The sequence below is a fragment of the Rothia sp. HMSC065G12 genome, assembly GCF_001811455.1.
GTDB lineage: Bacteria > Actinomycetota > Actinomycetes > Actinomycetales > Micrococcaceae > Rothia > Rothia dentocariosa.
In genome coordinates this window covers 1-311 of sequence record NZ_KV804798.1, presented here as the reverse complement: position 1 = coordinate 311, position 311 = coordinate 1, and the positions used below count along the sequence as shown (strand labels likewise).

1 rRNA gene is annotated in these 311 nt (G+C 48.9%); it reads right to left on the bottom strand.

Annotation, left to right across the window (positions count from 1 at the left end):
• Positions 1 to 113: 113 nt before the first annotated feature.
• Positions 114 to 232, bottom strand: a 5S ribosomal RNA gene (rrf, locus tag HMPREF2804_RS01585).
• Positions 233 to 311 lie beyond the last annotated feature (79 nt).

The following is a 311-nucleotide window of genomic DNA, read 5'->3' as shown; positions in this document are numbered from 1 at the left end:
GCTACCGGGTTGGGGTTGTTGAGTAAAAACCACAATTAAACACAAAAAGCATGAGCGAAAGCTCCCCCTCACAGGAAACCCCCACCCATACTTACCTCTAAACAAAATATTTATTGCGGCAGCCATCTACTCTCCCACACCCACCAAGATGCAGTACCATCAACACCACAGGGCTTAGCTCACCAGGTTCGAAAAGGATACTGGGCGTTTCCCCCAAGCTATCACCACCGCAAAACCACCAAACAACAACCCACCCCACAAAAAACGGGGCCCAGGCTTGTTGTTTCAAAACTATACAGCGAACGCAAACA